This window comes from Microbacterium soli (assembly GCF_039539005.1).
GTDB lineage: Bacteria > Actinomycetota > Actinomycetes > Actinomycetales > Microbacteriaceae > Microbacterium > Microbacterium soli.
On the sequence record NZ_BAABCP010000001.1, the window covers coordinates 2,111,930 to 2,127,059 of the forward strand.

Genomic DNA, 15,130 nt, shown 5'->3' on the forward strand with positions numbered 1-15,130 from the left:
CTCCTTATCGGGTGATTCGCACGATGATGGTGCGCTGAGCTCCTGCGCGGACGCTCACGGCCCAGCCTTCGGTGATGAGGAATGCGACGTCTCTTAGGGCAGTGGAGTTCATCCACTTGGTGTTGATTTCCCAGTGCGGGCGTCCCTCGATTTCGAAACTGCGGCCGGGGTGTCGCGTCCATTCGCCGGGTGCAACCCCGAGCCGGCGCAACGTCTCCATCGGTGTTTCAGTCGTGGCCATGTCAGTTATCCGTTTCTGCCGCGTGCGCGGCGGTTGTCCAGTCGTGAGCGGGCAGGCGATGACCTGACGCTTCGAGCTGGCTGTAGTAGTGGTGCAGCTCGCGGGCGAATGCGACGGGGTCATCCCATGCCTCGGACATGGCAGTCAGATTGGACGGGGCTGGTGCGGTCATGACCGGGTCTCCTGTTCTGCCAGCCAGGGGCAGGTGTCGTCGTGGAGGACTGCTGCGGTGTAGACGTTGGGTGCGATCTCGATGAGCCGCGTCTCGCTGTTGCAGTCGGGGCAGGAGACGGATGCCTCGAACTGGGTGGTCTTCACAGCAGCACCTGCGCGTCGGCGCGGTGGTTGGCGTGTGCGGTGTCGGTGATGTCGCAGTAGCCCGGGATGGTCATGCCGACCGGTTGCCCGCACACCGGGCATAACATGTCGGCGCGAGCGACGATCTCGGGGCGGTGGTCAAGGTACGACACTGGCGCGGCCTCCTTGTCGTCGGGCTCAGCGGGTGTCAAAGGTGGCGTGAAGGTGGCAAAGGTGGCAGGGCTTGAGAACGTGCCACCTTCGCCACCTTTGGTGCCACCTTCATCTGACACGGCCCATACCCATCCGGCTCCGCGTCCGCCTGACTTCTGCGAGACAACACGCGGGTTACGGCACCGACGCCGTGCATCCTTGATCTCCTGTTCACTGAATCCGGCTGACCGTCCAGCCTTGATCACGTCTCCGGCTGGTGCTTCGTAGGCGTCTCGCTCACCGAGGTAATCGAGGATGAACGCCTGGGCCGCGTTGCGGTCGTCGACACTCTCGGCGTCGCCACTTACTCCCCGGTTGATGATGTCGTTGACGCTGACATCGGTGTCCCCGAGGTACTGCACGACGCCAACGTCAGTGGCGGCTCCATCGTCGGTGTATACGGGCATGCTGGTCAGGTTGAATGCGAACGATGCGCCTCGCTCCTGGGAATAGTTCGACTTGTCCACGGTGACGATCCGCTGCCCGCTCTCCTCGTCGGTGGCGAACAACAGCACCGACCGCACCGCGTCACGGAACCCGTGCGAGCCTGAGAGCTTGTCCGAGGCGTTACCGGCGCCCTTGTTGAAGTGCATGATCCCGATCACCGCGAGATCCAGTTCTTGGGCGAGTTGGGTGAGCGGGTCGAGCGCACGACGCACGTCCGTCACCTTGTGCAGGTCGCCGCTGATCGTGGACGTGATCGGGTCGACGATGATCATCCGCGCCCCGGTCTGCTCCACGGCATCTCGGATCAGCTGCAGGTCGATCGGGAACGCGGGCACCGTCTCCGAGGTGATCTCGTCCACGGTCATCCGCACCTTCACCTGATAGACGTGGTCCAGGTCGGCTCCGGCACCCATCAGGCGGGGGTTCATCACCGTCGACCAGTCGTCCTCGTGGCTGATGATCAGCACCGGGTAGCGGGTGCCGTGCAAGTCGCCGTCGAGCTCACCTTTGTTGATGAGCGCCGCGAGGTACAGCGCGAACGTCGACTTTCCTTCCCCACCTCGGCCGGCGAAGATCGTCGTCGTGCCGAGCGGGATACGGCCCGACCACAGCCATGCTTGGCGGCGGGTCGGGATCTGGCTCGCGGGGGTGAGTAGCAAGTCACGTTGATCAGGCATCAGGCGACCTTCCTTCCATGTTCAGTTGGGTGCAGCATGATCGGCTGCCGAATGTTGTCGAGGCTGTTGAGGTAGATATGCCATGCCTCATCGAGGACGTCGTCGACGTCGGGTCGGTTGGCAAGCCGAGCGGCCTCGTCGAGCCGGTCCAGCAGGTAGTCGCGGCGCTCGGTCTGCGGCATCGCCAGCAGCCACAACCTGTCCGCTTCTACGCGCAGCCGGTGCACGTCCTCGTCGCGGGAGGAGCGGCCCTGCTCGTAGGCGACGGTCCAGAATGTGAAGAGGGCGTCCGGGATCTCCACCAGGTGGATTGATCCGTCAGCCAAGCCCCACGCCCAGGAGGTGATCGTCTCCGACGCCTCAGGAGTGATCCTGTAATGGCGAAGGGCCACACCCGTAGGTGCGACCCTCCCCGCCTTCACAGCGTGACCTCGACGGCCTGGTCGGTTCCATCCGGGCGCAGAACCCACTCCGCCTCATTCCGCGCACTGTGGAACTTGGCGAGCACATCGACGGGATCGGGATTGTCGAGCCGCAGGAGCTTCGACGGGAACCCGAAGTAGTCGACGTTGCGACGATAGAACCACTCCGCCTGCTCGTAATCCTCTGTCCACGACAGGCCGTAGGCATAGGGGTCTGCTGCCGACCTGTAGAGCGGAGGCACGGACTTCGGGTGCGGTGCGACTCGCCCGTTCTCAATGAACCCGGCCTCGTTGAAGAACTCGATCCAGCAGTCAGCGTCGACAAGACGCTGCGGGAATTCGCTCGCCGTCCAGGCGTCCTCGATCGCTTCAGCGAGCAGGTCGATATCGTCACCGAAACCGCCCGAGTAGAACAGGTCGAAGACAACGGCGGGCATGTCGTTGCGCGCGGGGACCATCTGGAACATGCTGCGCAGCTTTGCTTCCCAACGCCCCATCTCGCTCACAGTCCGTCCACCTCCCTCAGGCCGTCGTCGATGTCCGACGCTCGCCGTAGGATTCGTGGCGGCTCAGGGAGCAGCTCAGCGAGCTCCACGAGTCGCACAGCGACCGCTCGGGCGAGGTGCTTGTCGAAGGAGATCTCGACGACGCCTGAGTCGCCGACAATGCCGACGAGTTCCGGCCTGCTCGTATCGACGTTCTTCATCGCCACGACGATGTCTGCTGCTGACTCCGTGTTCCACTGCTCCTCGGTGATGGTCACTTGGACACCTCCTCGACGAACTGCTCGAACGCGGCCTTACCGACGATGATGTCGGCGGCGAGCGTGTTGAGGTCGTCGAGGTTGTCGGGCGTGAACTCCATCTCGAACATGTCGGTCCAGTTGATGTAGGTGCGGGCCTTCGCGTCGGGATGCTCGTCGAGAACGAAGTCGAAGCGGACCGCGCCCCGGACGAACTCCTTAGTGTGCGTCTCTGTGCCGAAAACCCGGTCGTGCATGTTCTCGCACCAGTCGTACGGGCAGGAGTGCCCAGCGCACTTGAACAACTGGCCACGGGGGCCGAAACCGGCGGGGATCATCGGCAAGGCGTGGTTACCGCAGCGGATGCATGCGAGGCCGTCGAGCTGCTTGTCGGTCAGGTCCTCGACCTCGGCATGCTGCGACACCAGTTCACGCTTGGCACGCCAGAGCCGTGCAAGCAGCCCAATCAGGTCACTCGGATCGACTGCCAGGGTGTCGGCACAGTCGAGGACGTCTTCAAGGGTCGGACCCTCACTGGTGGCGGTGACGACATTGCCCTCGATTTCCACGGGGGTGTTGGTAACATCAGACATAGATCCTTCTCCTTCTCGAGTGTTGGTGTTGCGGTCTTCGGCTCCTGGCATTGCGGCTGCAACCGCGTCAGGAGCCATTTCCTTGTTGGGGGTCATGCTGCGTCCCCGCCGAGCGAGTCGATCCACGCGATGACGTTGTCGCGCTTGTAGCGGACCGCGCCACCGAGGCGGACGAACTTGGGTCCCTTCCCTTCAGCTGCCCATCGGGCGAGTGTCGGAATGGACGTCTGGGTGTACTCCGCGACCTGGCGCCGAGTGGCGAGATCCGGGAGTTCCCCGAATGCGGTGCGTGTCATTGCTAATCCCTTCATAAGATCTTTCGTGGTGGACTGCGATTAATCTGATAGTACACGACATATCAGGAATGTCTAGCGGGGATTGGAAATTTCTTATACGGTGGCTCTGATGGATGACTACGAGGAACTGATCGGTGCGAACATCCGACGCCTGCGTGAGGCCAGTGGGCTCTCTCAGGCTGCGCTCGCGAAACTGATGAACGAGCGCGGATGGACCAAATGGTCGCAACCCACTGTTGCTGCGATCGAGAAGGGTGAGCGGTCGCTGAAGTTTGCTGAAGCGATGACATTGGTGAACACAGAGATATTTGATGTTCCGCGCGTCGAAGAGTTGCTACGAGTGCCGCGCGTGGACATCTGGTGGGCGACGATGGCGAACCTTGCAACGTCTGTAGATGCCGTCAAGGGTGCGGTTCGGGACTTTTGGAGTGCACAGCTGCGAGCGGCCCGGGCCTCAGACGAGCTCTTGGCTGCCGGGGAAGAGATTCCCGAGCCGGACGAGATGTGGTTGGCGGGATGCGACATCGCGGAGATCATCGCGGAGCTTGACATACGTCTCGGGTGGGAGCTGTCCCGGGGGATACACGAAACCGCGCTGATCGAAGGTCCCCTTCGTCCGCACCTTAGGAGCGATCTCGGAAAGCGCCAAGATGGCACGCCCGCGGACTCCGCTGAGTAGCTACGGCCGGATCTCGACGGTCGAGGTCGAGCCGGGGAAGTGGCGCGCCCGCACCCGCTACCGCTTCCCGTCGGGTAACCTGCGCCAGGTAGAAAGGTTCGCCCCGTCGCGGGCGAAGGCGGAGATGGCGCTCAAGAAGGCGCTGACGACGCTGCAGGAGAGCTCGCAGTCGGATGTGAAGCGCGAGACCCGGATGAAGGATCTCGGGGTGAAGTTCCTCGCATCGAAAGCGAACCGTGCTCCGCGGACGGTCGACGGATACCGAGACCTCATCCAGCGGGTGATCGACCCGAAGATTGGGCAGCTCGCAATCTCGGAGATCACGACGGAGCGGCTGCAGCGCTTCCTGAACGGCGTCATCGAGGAGCACGGGACCGGCACGGCGAAGAACACCCGGGCCGTCCTGTCGGGCATCATGGGCCTCGCTGTCCGCAACGACGCACTCGAACGCAACCCGGTGCGGGACCTCGCCCAGATCGAGGGCAAGCGTGTCGGTGCGAAGGCGATCCCGCTCGCCGACCTCCCCGGCATCCTCGAAGCCGTGCGCGGCGACAAACAGTTGAAGGCGCAGGGCATGGTCGACCTGATCGAGTTCATCGCCGGGACGGGTGTCCGTATCAGCGAGGCGATCAGCATCGACGGGGGAGACGTGACGATCGTCGCGCCCGGGGGAGTTCCCACTATTGGCGCTGTCGTGACCGTGCGGAAATCGAAGACCGACGCCGGCGTCAGGCGGCTCACCGTGCCCGTGGGTGTCGCCGTGATGCTCGCCGGTCGACCTCTCGGCGACGGGCCGCTGTTCCCGACGCCGCTCGGCAAGAGGCGTGACCGGACGAACACGTCTGCGGACTGGCAGGCGGCGCGGGAACGGCTCGGGCTCGCCGACTATACGTTCCACTCATTCAGGAAGACCGTGGCGACGGCCCTCGACCAGGCAGGGCTATCGGCCCGTGACGTCGCCGAATACCTCGGCCATGCCGACCCGCACGTCACGATGCGGACGTACATGTCGAAGGCTGTTGGCGGCAGCAGGGCTGCGGACGCTCTAGACTCGTTCATGCACGTTCGGCACGATTGAATGTGCGGGGTTTGTGCGGGATCGGGTACCACCTGAGAGCGCTAGATCCTCAGAAATCCGCGTGATTACGCGGTTCGCCGACTTAGCTCAGCTGGTAGAGCACCTGTCTTGTAAACAGGCGGTCGCGGGTTCGAGTCCCGCAGTCGGCTCGACAGGGCCGTCCGGCCTCCGACAGCAGCTCCGCGTCGGTGAACCGGGGATCAAGCCCATGGCTCGCGCACAGGGGCGCAGAACAGCGACCCGCGCCGAGGGAGGTCAGCCCCTCGTGGCGGCCCCGCTTCGCGGCATCCGCATCAGCCGGGCATCCGCGTCAGGAGACCATCGGCGTCGACGCTCCGGCGACGCCCGGCCTGCCTGCCCTCGGGTCGGCCGCCGACGTACAGCCAGCCCAGCAGCTCCTCGTCCTCGCCGAGCCCGTGCGCCCTGGCGACGGGTTCGCTGCGCGTGTACCAGCCGGTGCGCCACATCACGCCCCAGCCGGCCTCGTCCAGCAGCAGGCTCAGCGCGTGCCCGACGCCGGCGGCCACCGCCTGCTGCTCCCAGCGCGGCACCTTCGCGCTCGGGCGGTACGACGCCACGATCGCGACCAGCAGGGGAGCGCGCAACGGCTTCGTCGACGGCTCATCATCGCCGCCCGCCTCCGCGATCGCGGCTCCCAGCACTCGTCTGTCGTCACCGCGCAGCTCGATCAACCGCCACGGCCGCAACGACGAGTGGTCGGCGACACGGCCCGCCGCCTCGATGAGGGTCAGCAGCTGCTCACGGGTCGGGGCCGCGTCGGCGACCTTCGACCAGGAGGTGCGCCGCCGCATCGCCTCGAGTGCGGTCACGAACCCTCGGGAGTGAAGGTCAACGCGAGGGAGTTCATGCAGTACCGGTCTCCGGTGGGCGTGCCGAACCCGTCCGGGAAGACATGACCCAGGTGCGATCCGCAGCTCGCGCAGCGCACCTCGGTGCGCACCATCCCCAGCGAGCGGTCCTCGATGAGAGTGACGGCCTCCGGCCGCACCGACTCGTAGAAGCTCGGCCACCCGCATCCGGACTCGAACTTGGTCCCGCTGTGGAACAGCTCCGCGCCGCAGGCACCGCAATGGTACAGGCCGTCGCGCTTCTCATCCAGCAGCTCGCCCGTCCACGGTCGTTCGGTGGCGGCGTTGCGCAGCACGGCATACTCTTCTTCGCCGAGCTGTTCGCGCCACTCGGCCTCGGTCTTGTTCACGCTGTACGACATGCCTCCATTCTTCCCTGTTCCCGACCGGCCGGGGTCATGAGAATGGAGGCATGACGGATGCCGTGCGCGATCGCTACGACGCCTTCGCCCGACGGGAGGCGCCCGGGCGCAGCGAGGTGTACCGCGAGTGGGCGGCGGGTGTCGCGGCGGATGCGGGGATGCGTGCCGTGCTGGCACGGATCTGTCCGCAGCACAGGCAGCCTCCGCTGGTGTTCGCGGTTACTCGTCTGCTGGGCGCACCGGTCGAGGGCTACCGCGCCTGGCGCGCGTTCGTGATGACGCACCCCGACGAGATCGTCGCCGAATGCGAGCGCCGGACCGTGCAGACCAACGAACCGCTGCGACTGGCCGCACTGCTCCCCGCGCTCAGTCTGATCGACGGTCCGATAGCGCTGCTCGAGCTCGGTGCCGCCGCGGGGTTCTGCCTGTACCCCGACCGCTTCTCCTACCGACTCATCGGCGCGGACGGCGCGGAACGGCTGCGTCTGGACCCGAAGGAGGCGCCCTCGGGCACGGTGCTGACCAGTGTCGTGCGCGGCGAGCTGCCGCGGCTGCGGATGCCGGAGATCGTCTGGCGCGCCGGCATCGACCTCGCCCCCGTCGACGTGCGCACCCCGGAGGGCCGGGCCTGGATGACGGCGCTGATCTGGCCGGGGGAGCACGAGCGCGCCGCACGCATCGCCGCGGCGACGGACATCGTCGTGGCGGACCCACCGCTGCTCGTCGCGGGGGACGCCGCGGAGAAGCTGGACGAGCTGGTGGCATCCGCCCCACCGAGGGCCACCCTCGTCATCACCACGCCGGGGATGCTCGTGTACCTGCCGCGTGAAGCGCGCGCGGCGCTCATGCGCAGCATCCGTCGCACCCGCGCCCGCTGGATCACCATCGACCCGGCGCGTCTGCACGACGGGTGGGACGCGGCCGCGGAGGACGGCTTCGTGCTCGGTGTGGACGGTGCGGCGGTCGCGGATGCCGATCCGCTCGGGCGCTGGTGGGAGTGGCGCACCGGCGGCGACCCGTCCGCCGCGTAGCCTGGCCCCATGCTTGGTGAACTCTCCGATCGCGATCGGGCGATCCTCGCGCTGGAGGCGGCATGGCCGCGGCACGGCGGGATGAAGGAGGAGACCATCCGCGCGCAGCTGGGAATGAGCCCGGCGCGCTACTACCAGCTGCTGGGGCGTCTCATCGACACGGAGGAGGCCCTTCAGTTCGACCCGCTGCTCGTGCGTCGCCTGCGTCGTCTTCGCGAGGCCCGGGGCAGGAGCCGTGCGGCCCGGACGCGGGGATTCGTCGGCTGAACCGACCACATCGCCGTCACGGGGCACGGTCGCAGGTGCGCTTCCCCGCGGCGTGCCGAACGTCGCGCGCTGAACGCGTTCCGGGTGGATGAATCTCAGTGCGCGGCGATCAGCGGCAGGAACAGGTCGTCGACGATCGAACGGATGCGCTCCGGCGGGAGCGGCTTCAGATCCATGAGCAGGTCGTGGCGCACGAGGTCGAAGGGCATGGCGAGCACTGCGGAGGGAACCCGCGCGAGGTCGAGTTCGCCGCGGTCGTGCGCGCGCTGGTAGATGGTGCGCACGCGAGCGAGCCGTTGCTCTCCGAAGACGCGGTCGCGCACCTGCGCCGGCGTGAGCCCGCCCGTGGTGATCAGACCGGTGAACATGGTCGCGGCCGCGATCGCGAAGAAGGTGGAGCCGGATGCCGACATCCCGGTGAGTGCGTCGATGAGGTCGTCGCGCAGTGTGCCGTTGTCGGGCAGCTCGAAGGTATGGGTGCTGCGGTAGCGCTCGAGAGCGGCCAGCACCAGCTCATCCTTGTTCGCCCAGCGGCGGTACAGCACGGCGACCCCGGTGTTCGCGCGCGCCGCGATGGATTCCATCGTGAGCCTCGCGAATCCGGTCGCGACGAGCTCATCCCATGCCGCATCCAGCAGTGCGGCTTCAAGCGCGGCGCCACGCCGGCGCCGGCGTGGCGCCGCGTCCGCAGAATCCGTCATCCCTCCAATTTAAGATATGTTTGCTTTTCTTAGCAAGTCGTCTTACTCTCTTAAGAGAAGTATTCAACTCTTAAGAAGGATATGAAATGACCACTGCTCTGATCGTCGGCGCCGGGCCGACCGGCTTGACCCTCGCCATCGAACTCGCCCGTCGCGGCGTGTCATTCCGCCTGATCGAGGCAGCAGAAGGGCCGCAGCGCGGCTCCCGCGGCAAGGGCGTCCAGCCGCGCACGATCGAGGTGTTCGAGGATCTCGGGATCGCCGACCGCGTGATCGCGCACGGCCGCTTCGCGATGCCGATGCGCTCCACCGGACCGGATGGTGCGGTGAAGGTCGGCGGTGGTGAGCCCGCCGAGCTCAGGAACCGCCCCGACATCCCGTACACGACCAGTCTGACCATCCCGGAGTGGCGCGTCGAAGAGGCGCTGCGCGCTCGGCTCGTCGAACTCGGCGGCGTGGTCGAGTTCGGCACCGCGCTGACCGCGTTCGAGCAGACGGATGCCGGGGTGACGGCCACGGTCGCCGTGGGCGGCACGACCGAGACCATCACGGCGCACTGGCTGGTCGGCGCCGACGGCGGCCACAGCATCGTCCGCAAGCAGTCCGGCATCGCCTTCGTGGGCGAGACGCGTGACGAGATCCGGATGATCGTCGCCGACATCGCGGTCGATGGGCTCGACCGGGACGCCTGGCACATGTGGCGGCATCCGGAGGGCATGGTGACCCTGTGCCCCCTGCCGTCCACCGAGTTGTTCCAGTATCAGGCGAGCATCGCTCCCGGGCAGGATCCCGGGCTCGGCCTGGTGAACCTCCAGACCATCCTCGAGCAGCGCACCGGCCGCGGCGACCTCCGGTTGCACGAGCCGGAGTGGGCGACACTCTGGCGCGCCAATGCGCGCCTCGCCGAGCACTACCGCGACGGTCGCGTCCTCCTCGCCGGTGATGCCGCGCACATCCACTCACCGGCCGGCGGGCAGGGGATGAACACCGGCATCCAGGACGCCCACAACCTCGGCTGGAAGCTCGCGGCGGTCGCGCGAGGCGCTGCGCCGGAGCTGCTGGACAGCTACGAGGCCGAGCGTCGGCCGATCGCCGCCGGAGTGCTCGCGGCCTCCGACGCGCGGCTGGCGCGGACGATCGCGCGCGGCGGCATGTCGACCGGACGCACTGCGGGCACGCTGCAGCTGGATGTCGGCTATCGCGGCTCATGGCTCTCGCGCGACGACCGTGGCGGCGACGCTCTGCTGCGCGCCGGAGACCGTGCGCCCGACGCCACCGGGCTGCGCGGCGTCGACGGCATGCATCGCCTCTTCGATCTCACCGCCGGCGGCCGGTTCACGCTGCTGAGCTTCGGCCCGGTCGCGGGGGTCGCCGCGCCGTCCCTCGGACTGGACACGCTGGAGGTCGTGGCAGAGCCCACCCGGATCGGCGAGATCGCTGATGCCGCGGGCCAGCTCGCCGCTGCGTACGGCGCACGCGAGGGCGCCCTCGTCCTGATCCGTCCCGACGGCCATATCGGCATGATCTCCGACGGCGGCGATCTGCGGATGATCTCCGACCACCTCGCGGCGATCGACCGAGGGGAGCCATCGGCTCGTTGAGATCGGCGGTCCTCCCTCGCCTGTCCGTTCGCGATCCGCCGGGGAAGAACGGTTAGCATCGAGGGGTGCCCCAGCCTCCCCGCGACCGATTCGACGACGTCCCCCGCACCGGAGGGCGCGTCGGTGCGCACCGCGCCGAGCAGCCGGGCATCAACGGCCCGGTCACCCTGCTGTGGTCCGCAGCGATCGCGCTGGTGCTCATCGCCGCGGGCATCTTCATCTCCCTCGTGCTGATGGGCAGGATCGACCCGTTCGGCACAGCCGCGCCCGCCGAGCCCCAGCAGACGCAGGGCGTGCTGGCCGAGGTCGACACCTCCTATCGGGTGCTCATCCTCAACGCCACGCCCCAGGCCGGTGCCGTCGCCACCGTCCGGAAGACGCTCATCGACCACGGATGGCAGGAGTCGGACGTGCTCGGCAACGGAGGGTCGACGTCGGAGTTCCCCGAGACGACGGTGTTCTACGTGGAGAAGGCGGACGAGGCGGCGGCACTGGGCGTGGCCGAGCTGCTGGGCGGTGTGAAGGCCGAGCAGAGCGACCACTACGCGCCGCTCAATGTCAGCGGGTCCCCCCAGCTGACCGTCGTGATCGGCATGGACCGGGTGGAGACCGCGGAGCCCTCGCCGGGCGGCGGGGAGGAGACTCCGGCGGGCTGATCCGCGCTGGGCGAACTCCGACTGCCGACGGCTTGCACTCTCATGGGTCGAGTGCCAGACTGAGTATTAGCACTCGATCACCCTGAGTGCTAAATTCATCGCCTACGTCCGGGAGGGACGAAAGACTCATGGCAAAGATCATCGCTTTCGATGAGGAGGCCCGTCGCGGCCTCGAGCGCGGCCTGAACACCCTGGCCGACGCCGTCAAGGTGACCCTCGGCCCGCGCGGTCGCAACGTCGTGCTGGAGAAGAAGTGGGGCGCCCCCACCATCACGAACGACGGTGTGTCGATCGCCAAGGAGATCGAGCTCGACGACCCGTACGAGAAGATCGGCGCGGAACTCGTCAAGGAGGTCGCCAAGAAGACCGACGACGTCGCCGGTGACGGAACGACCACCGCCACCGTCCTCGCTCAGGCTCTGGTCCGCGAGGGTCTGCGCAACGTCGCAGCCGGCGCCGACCCGATCGCCCTCAAGCGCGGTATCGAGAAGGCCGTCGCGGCCATCACCACCGACCTGCTCGCCAGCGCCAAGGAGATCGAGTCGAAGGAGGAGATCGCCGCCACCGCGTCCATCTCCGCCGCCGACTCCGAGATCGGCGAGCTCATCGCCGAGGCGATCGACAAGGTCGGCAAGGAGGGCGTGGTCACCGTCGAGGAGGCGCAGCAGTTCGGCACCGAGCTCGAGCTCACCGAGGGAATGCGCTTCGACAAGGGCTACCTGAACCCGTACTTCGTCACGGACGCGGAGCGCCAGGAGGCCGTCTTCGAGGACCCGTACATCCTCATCGCCAACCAGAAGATCGGCAACATCAAGGACCTGCTGCCCGTCGTCGACAAGGTGATCCAGGACGGCAAGGAGCTCGTCATCATCGCCGAGGACGTCGAGGGCGAGGCCCTCGCGACGCTCGTGCTCAACAAGATCCGCGGCATCTTCAAGTCGGCCGCCGTCAAGGCCCCCGGCTTCGGTGACCGCCGCAAGGCTCAGCTGCAGGACATCGCGATCCTCACCGGTGGCCAGGTCATCACCGAAGAGGTCGGTCTCAAGCTCGAGAACACCACGCTCGACCTTCTGGGGCGTGCGCGCAAGGTCATCATCACCAAGGATGAGACCACCATCGTCGAGGGCGCCGGAGAGGCGTCTGCGATCGAGGGCCGCGTGACGCAGATCCGACGCGAGATCGACAACACCGACAGCGACTACGACCGCGAGAAGCTCCAGGAGCGCCTCGCCAAGCTCGCCGGCGGCGTGGCCGTCATCAAGGCGGGTGCGGCCACCGAGGTCGAGCTCAAGGAGCGCAAGCACCGCATCGAGGACGCCGTCCGCAACGCGAAGGCCGCCGTCGAGGAGGGCATCGTCGCGGGTGGTGGCGTCGCGCTGATCCAGGCGGCCAAGGCGCTCGAGGGTCTCGAGCTCTCCGGCGACGAGGCCACCGGTGCGTCGATCGTCAAGGTCGCCATCGAGGCTCCGCTCAAGCAGATCGCCCTCAACGCCGGTCTCGAGCCGGGTGTCGTCTCGAACAAGGTGTCCGAGCTCCCGGCCGGCCAGGGCCTGAACGCGGCCACCGGCGAGTACGGCGACATGTTCGCACAGGGGATCATCGACCCGGCCAAGGTCACCCGCTCGGCGCTGCAGAACGCGGCGTCCATCGCCGGCCTGTTCCTCACCACCGAGGCGGTCGTCGCCGACAAGCCCGAGAAGGCTCCGGCCGCTCCGGCCGCAGACCCCAGCGGCGGCATGGACTTCTGAGTCCGGCTGATCGACAGACGGAACGCCCCCTGCTCCGACAGGGGGCGTTCCGCGTCCTACGGGCGCTGAACCCGGTGGCACATCAGTGGAACAGGCTCGCGGAGTACTGGTCCGCGTCGGCGTACTGACTCGCCGCCGAACCCAGCGCGGTGCTGATGGATGCCAGCACCTGCTCGACGTGCATCTGCGCACCGCGCCACTGCTCGCTGCACTGCTGGAAAGCCAGCGATGCCGAACCGGTCCAGGACGACTGCAGCTGGGTCAACTGCGTCATCAGCGCGGCCGACTCGCTCTGCAGCCGCTCCATGGTGCCGCGGGCGGCGCCATGCGCCGCAAGGACCGCGTCGGTGTCGACGGTGAAGACGGACATGGGATCTCCTCTCGATGGGCTTCCGACACTAGAAGCTCACGATCGCTCGGGAGGCGGGGATCCCGGCATCCGTGCACAACCGGCGCGCATCGCCGATTGTGCAGGGCCAACGGGCTCAGAGATCCAGCTTGTCCAGCGGCTGCGTCTCCTCGAGAAGATGCGCGGGCGTCGCCTGCGGCGGGGCGAGCGGCAGCGACACGATGAACGTCGCCCCGCCGCCCGGGGTCTCCTCCACGCGCACCGAACCCCGCAGCGACTCCACGATCGACGCCACGATCGCCAGCCCCAGTCCGGCACCGCCGGTCTCCCTCGCGCGGGACGTGTCGGCGCGCCAGAAGCGCTCGAAGATGTGCTCGCGGATCTGCGGGGGGATGCCCTCGCCGTGGTCGACGATCGCGATCGTGCCGATGCCGCGGCGACGGTCCGCACCCACGACGATCTCGATCGGCCCGTTCTGGGGGGAGAACCGGCGGGCATTGCCCAGCAGGTTGGTGACCACCTGGCGCACCTTGTTCTCCTCGCCCAGCACGATCGGAGGCGTGCGCACGGGAGCATCCGTCGCCTCAGTGAAGTCGATCGACGGCACGACGGGCGCGGGGGCGGTCCTGGCCCGTCGCCGCAGCCGGCCCAGTGGGCGCGCGGCGCGGCCGGGGGGCGATGGCGGGGGAGTCGTGGCGGGCGGGCCCGCGGGGCGGGTGGGTGCGGGTTCCCCGGCATCGGCGGTGGTGTCGATCACGGTGATGGTGCGCCCGGGCGACGCGACCCGGAGGTCCAGCGCCGCATCGCGCGCCACCGGCCGCAGATCGATGGGGGTGATCTGAAGCTCCTTCTCGCGCTCCTCGTCCAGGCGTGCGAGGGCGAGAAGGTCCTCGACGAGCACGCCCATCCGGATCGCCTCCTTCTCGATGCGCTCCATGGCCCTGGCGGTGTCCTCATCGCCCCTGATGGCACCCATCCGGTACAACTCGGCGTACCCGCGCACGCTCACCAGGGGCGTGCGCAGCTCATGGCTGGCATCGCCGATGAACCGGCGCATGTTCTGCACGGTGCGGTCGCGCTGCGCGAGGGAGCGGTCCACGCGGTCCAGCATGGTGTTGATGGCGGAGTTCAGTCGCCCCACCTCGGTGGTCGGCTCCAGGTCCGTCAGCCGCTGGCTGAAGTCCCCGGCGGCGATGGCCATGGCCGTGGATTCCACGTGACCCAGCCGCCGGAACGTCAGGGTCACCAGCCCGCGGATGAGCAGCGCCGCCAGCAGCACGATGATGAGCGCGACCGTCGTGTACACCGCCACATAGGTGCCGACGATGCGGTCGGCCTCCTCCAGAGGCAGCGCGACGACCTGCACGTACAGCAGGCTCTGCGAGGTCTGGGCCGGCTGCGGCGACACCGCCGCGTGGAACTCCAGTCCGTCCGGCCCGCTCAGCGGGATGATCTGGTCCTCCCTGGCTTTCGCGCGCTGCAGGGTGAAGGTCTCGGGGAAGTCCGGCCGGCGCTCGGCGGACTGGCCTCCCGCCTGCGCGATCGGCGTGCCGTCGGCCTGGTAGAACGCGACGACGACGTCGGTCGATCGCGGGGCGTCCGACGCGGGATCGAACCGCAGCTGCCCGTCGACGGGGGAGACGTCGAAGAACCGATCGGCCTGTCCGCTCGTGGCCAGCGCGGGCAGCTGCGCGTCGATGTTGTTGATCATGGCGCTGCGCAGGATGGGGACGGTTCCGATGCCCGCGACCATGAGGCCGAGCACGAGCACGGCGACGGTGACGCCGGTCACCTTCGCGCGCAGGCTGATCCGCCGCCACCACCGGGTGACGGAGTCGGATCCGTTCGTCATCCCCGCCCT

At 67.6% G+C, this 15,130-nt stretch carries 21 protein-coding genes and 1 tRNA gene; 8 read left to right on the top strand and 14 right to left on the bottom strand.

All coding sequences use genetic code 11. The features are described from left to right. Positions 1-4: 4 nt before the first annotated feature. The 9 genes from ABD770_RS09890 to ABD770_RS09930 form a co-directional block, all read right to left on the bottom strand. Positions 5-241, bottom strand: a complete 237-nt coding sequence (locus ABD770_RS09890) for a hypothetical protein (RefSeq protein WP_344819386.1) — start codon at positions 239-241, stop codon at positions 5-7. Between the two features lies 1 nt (position 242). Beyond that, on the bottom strand, positions 243-413 hold the full coding sequence (locus tag ABD770_RS09895) for a hypothetical protein (protein ID WP_344819387.1): 171 nt from the start codon (positions 411-413) through the stop codon (positions 243-245). Then, positions 410-559, bottom strand: coding sequence for a hypothetical protein (locus ABD770_RS09900; RefSeq protein ID WP_344819388.1), 150 nt, complete (start codon positions 557-559; stop codon positions 410-412). Before ABD770_RS09900 ends, ABD770_RS09895 begins: the two co-directional genes overlap by 4 nt. Next, positions 556-1,875, bottom strand: coding sequence for an AAA family ATPase (locus ABD770_RS09905; RefSeq protein ID WP_344819389.1), 1,320 nt, complete (start codon positions 1,873-1,875; stop codon positions 556-558). The genes ABD770_RS09900 and ABD770_RS09905 overlap by 4 nt, the downstream gene beginning before the upstream one ends. After that, positions 1,875-2,201, bottom strand: a complete 327-nt coding sequence (locus tag ABD770_RS09910) for a hypothetical protein (protein WP_344819390.1) — start codon at positions 2,199-2,201, stop codon at positions 1,875-1,877. Before ABD770_RS09910 ends, ABD770_RS09905 begins: the two co-directional genes overlap by 1 nt. A gap of 92 nt (positions 2,202-2,293) precedes the next feature. Further along, positions 2,294-2,803 (bottom strand): hypothetical protein, encoded by a 510-nt coding sequence (locus ABD770_RS09915; protein WP_344819391.1) that lies wholly within the window; start codon positions 2,801-2,803, stop codon positions 2,294-2,296. Next, positions 2,800-3,060: a hypothetical protein gene (locus ABD770_RS09920; RefSeq protein WP_344819392.1), complete on the bottom strand. Its 261-nt coding sequence runs from the start codon at positions 3,058-3,060 to the stop codon at positions 2,800-2,802. The genes ABD770_RS09915 and ABD770_RS09920 overlap by 4 nt, the downstream gene beginning before the upstream one ends. Beyond that, positions 3,057-3,608: a hypothetical protein gene (locus tag ABD770_RS09925; protein ID WP_344819393.1), complete on the bottom strand. Its 552-nt coding sequence runs from the start codon at positions 3,606-3,608 to the stop codon at positions 3,057-3,059. The genes ABD770_RS09920 and ABD770_RS09925 overlap by 4 nt, the downstream gene beginning before the upstream one ends. A gap of 116 nt (positions 3,609-3,724) precedes the next feature. Next, a complete protein-coding gene (locus ABD770_RS09930) occupies positions 3,725-3,928 on the bottom strand; it encodes a helix-turn-helix transcriptional regulator (RefSeq protein WP_344819394.1) in 204 nt (67 codons plus the stop codon). 109 nt (positions 3,929-4,037) lie between these two features. Here ABD770_RS09930 and ABD770_RS09935 point away from each other — a divergent pair, with 109 nt between their 5' ends. The 3 genes from ABD770_RS09935 (at position 4,038) to ABD770_RS09945 (ending at position 5,834) form a co-directional block, all read left to right on the top strand. Beyond that, positions 4,038-4,607 (top strand): helix-turn-helix domain-containing protein, encoded by a 570-nt coding sequence (locus tag ABD770_RS09935; protein ID WP_344819395.1) that lies wholly within the window; start codon positions 4,038-4,040, stop codon positions 4,605-4,607. Continuing rightward, a complete protein-coding gene (locus tag ABD770_RS09940) occupies positions 4,579-5,685 on the top strand; it encodes a site-specific integrase (protein WP_344819396.1) in 1,107 nt (368 codons plus the stop codon). Before ABD770_RS09935 ends, ABD770_RS09940 begins: the two co-directional genes overlap by 29 nt. A gap of 76 nt (positions 5,686-5,761) precedes the next feature. Beyond that, a tRNA-Thr gene (locus ABD770_RS09945) sits at positions 5,762-5,834 on the top strand. 144 nt (positions 5,835-5,978) lie between these two features. Here the strand turns inward: ABD770_RS09945 and ABD770_RS09950 are convergent. Both ABD770_RS09950 and msrB read right to left on the bottom strand, forming a co-directional pair. Then, positions 5,979-6,497 carry a nitroreductase family protein gene (locus ABD770_RS09950; RefSeq protein WP_344819905.1) on the bottom strand — a complete coding sequence of 173 codons (519 nt, stop codon included), beginning with the start codon at positions 6,495-6,497 and terminating at the stop codon, positions 5,979-5,981. 14 nt (positions 6,498-6,511) lie between these two features. Beyond that, the gene (gene msrB, locus ABD770_RS09955; RefSeq protein ID WP_344819397.1) at positions 6,512-6,916 is read right to left on the bottom strand and encodes a peptide-methionine (R)-S-oxide reductase MsrB; all 405 of its coding nucleotides are present in this window, start codon (positions 6,914-6,916) and stop codon (positions 6,512-6,514) included. 50 nt (positions 6,917-6,966) lie between these two features. On the opposite strand from msrB, the gene ABD770_RS09960 reads away from it, so the two are divergent. Together ABD770_RS09960 and ABD770_RS09965 are read left to right on the top strand one after the other, a co-directional pair. Continuing rightward, the gene (locus ABD770_RS09960) at positions 6,967-7,947 is read left to right on the top strand and encodes a DUF2332 family protein (RefSeq protein ID WP_344819398.1); all 981 of its coding nucleotides are present in this window, start codon (positions 6,967-6,969) and stop codon (positions 7,945-7,947) included. A 9-nt stretch (positions 7,948-7,956) separates the two neighbouring features. After that, positions 7,957-8,214, top strand: coding sequence for a DUF3263 domain-containing protein (locus ABD770_RS09965; RefSeq protein WP_344819399.1), 258 nt, complete (start codon positions 7,957-7,959; stop codon positions 8,212-8,214). A gap of 95 nt (positions 8,215-8,309) precedes the next feature. On the opposite strand, the gene ABD770_RS09970 is transcribed toward ABD770_RS09965, so the two are convergent. Continuing rightward, positions 8,310-8,915, bottom strand: coding sequence for a TetR/AcrR family transcriptional regulator (locus ABD770_RS09970; protein ID WP_344819400.1), 606 nt, complete (start codon positions 8,913-8,915; stop codon positions 8,310-8,312). 86 nt (positions 8,916-9,001) lie between these two features. Between ABD770_RS09970 and ABD770_RS09975 the strand changes: the two genes are divergently transcribed. The 3 genes from ABD770_RS09975 (at position 9,002) to groL (ending at position 12,920) form a co-directional block, all read left to right on the top strand. Continuing rightward, on the top strand, positions 9,002-10,516 hold the full coding sequence (locus tag ABD770_RS09975; protein WP_344819401.1) for an FAD-dependent oxidoreductase: 1,515 nt from the start codon (positions 9,002-9,004) through the stop codon (positions 10,514-10,516). A gap of 65 nt (positions 10,517-10,581) precedes the next feature. After that, the gene (locus ABD770_RS09980) at positions 10,582-11,172 is read left to right on the top strand and encodes a LytR C-terminal domain-containing protein (RefSeq protein WP_344819403.1); all 591 of its coding nucleotides are present in this window, start codon (positions 10,582-10,584) and stop codon (positions 11,170-11,172) included. Between the two features lie 128 nt (positions 11,173-11,300). Beyond that, positions 11,301-12,920 carry a chaperonin GroEL gene (groL, locus tag ABD770_RS09985; protein ID WP_344819404.1) on the top strand — a complete coding sequence of 540 codons (1,620 nt, stop codon included), beginning with the start codon at positions 11,301-11,303 and terminating at the stop codon, positions 12,918-12,920. Between the two features lie 82 nt (positions 12,921-13,002). Here the strand turns inward: groL and ABD770_RS09990 are convergent, their stop codons facing one another. Both ABD770_RS09990 and ABD770_RS09995 read right to left on the bottom strand, forming a co-directional pair. Next, positions 13,003-13,290 carry a WXG100 family type VII secretion target gene (locus ABD770_RS09990; RefSeq protein ID WP_344819405.1) on the bottom strand — a complete coding sequence of 96 codons (288 nt, stop codon included), beginning with the start codon at positions 13,288-13,290 and terminating at the stop codon, positions 13,003-13,005. A 115-nt stretch (positions 13,291-13,405) separates the two neighbouring features. Further along, positions 13,406-15,121: a sensor histidine kinase gene (locus tag ABD770_RS09995; RefSeq protein WP_344819406.1), complete on the bottom strand. Its 1,716-nt coding sequence runs from the start codon at positions 15,119-15,121 to the stop codon at positions 13,406-13,408. Positions 15,122-15,130 lie beyond the last annotated feature (9 nt).

Excerpts from the sequence above, each read along its gene's own strand:
- ABD770_RS09890 (WP_344819386.1), bottom strand. The coding sequence starts at position 241 with ATGGCCACGACTGAAACACCGATGGAGACGTTGCGCCGGCTCGGGGTT.
- ABD770_RS09895 (WP_344819387.1), bottom strand. The coding sequence starts at position 413 with ATGACCGCACCAGCCCCGTCCAATCTGACTGCCATGTCCGAGGCATGG.
- ABD770_RS09905 (WP_344819389.1), bottom strand. The coding sequence starts at position 1,875 with ATGCCTGATCAACGTGACTTGCTACTCACCCCCGCGAGCCAGATCCCG.
- ABD770_RS09930 (WP_344819394.1), bottom strand. The coding sequence starts at position 3,928 with ATGACACGCACCGCATTCGGGGAACTCCCGGATCTCGCCACTCGGCGC.
- ABD770_RS09935 (WP_344819395.1), top strand. The coding sequence starts at position 4,038 with ATGGATGACTACGAGGAACTGATCGGTGCGAACATCCGACGCCTGCGT.
- ABD770_RS09940 (WP_344819396.1), top strand. The coding sequence starts at position 4,579 with ATGGCACGCCCGCGGACTCCGCTGAGTAGCTACGGCCGGATCTCGACG.
- ABD770_RS09950 (WP_344819905.1), bottom strand. The coding sequence starts at position 6,497 with ATGCGGCGGCGCACCTCCTGGTCGAAGGTCGCCGACGCGGCCCCGACC.
- msrB (WP_344819397.1), bottom strand. The coding sequence starts at position 6,916 with ATGTCGTACAGCGTGAACAAGACCGAGGCCGAGTGGCGCGAACAGCTC.
- ABD770_RS09960 (WP_344819398.1), top strand. The coding sequence starts at position 6,967 with ATGACGGATGCCGTGCGCGATCGCTACGACGCCTTCGCCCGACGGGAG.
- ABD770_RS09965 (WP_344819399.1), top strand. The coding sequence starts at position 7,957 with ATGCTTGGTGAACTCTCCGATCGCGATCGGGCGATCCTCGCGCTGGAG.
- ABD770_RS09970 (WP_344819400.1), bottom strand. The coding sequence starts at position 8,915 with ATGACGGATTCTGCGGACGCGGCGCCACGCCGGCGCCGGCGTGGCGCC.
- ABD770_RS09975 (WP_344819401.1), top strand. The coding sequence starts at position 9,002 with ATGACCACTGCTCTGATCGTCGGCGCCGGGCCGACCGGCTTGACCCTC.
- groL (WP_344819404.1), top strand. The coding sequence starts at position 11,301 with ATGGCAAAGATCATCGCTTTCGATGAGGAGGCCCGTCGCGGCCTCGAG.
- ABD770_RS09990 (WP_344819405.1), bottom strand. The coding sequence starts at position 13,290 with ATGTCCGTCTTCACCGTCGACACCGACGCGGTCCTTGCGGCGCATGGC.
- ABD770_RS09995 (WP_344819406.1), bottom strand. The coding sequence starts at position 15,121 with ATGACGAACGGATCCGACTCCGTCACCCGGTGGTGGCGGCGGATCAGC.